The 244-nt window shown below is 57.8% G+C and carries 1 protein-coding gene; it reads right to left on the reverse strand.

Features of this window, described 5'->3' with window-relative positions; translation table 11 throughout:
- Positions 1-205, reverse strand: a 205-nt coding sequence (locus MTCD1_RS23815) for an FtsK/SpoIIIE domain-containing protein (RefSeq protein WP_235013416.1), incomplete at its 3' end; no start/stop codon positions are given.
- Positions 206-244 lie beyond the last annotated feature (39 nt).

The following is a 244-nucleotide window of genomic DNA, read 5'->3' on the forward strand; positions in this document are numbered from 1 at the left end:
CCTCGCCAGCCTGTACAGCTTTATTGAAGTCCTTGACGTGACGGAATCCGAACGCAGCCAGGTCGTCATAGCGCTGGTCCATCTCACGCACGACCCATTGCAGAGCTTCGGCGGCCTTCTTGGCGCTGGTAATAATGGGCGTCACTAAGTGTGGAATCCCCTCATACTGGGTCAGCTCCACCCGCTTGGGGTCAACGAGCATCATCCGCACCTCGTCAGGAGTAGCTCGCATCATGACCGAGGT

This window comes from Colwellia marinimaniae, assembly GCF_002207865.1.
GTDB lineage: Bacteria > Pseudomonadota > Gammaproteobacteria > Enterobacterales > Alteromonadaceae > Colwellia > Colwellia marinimaniae.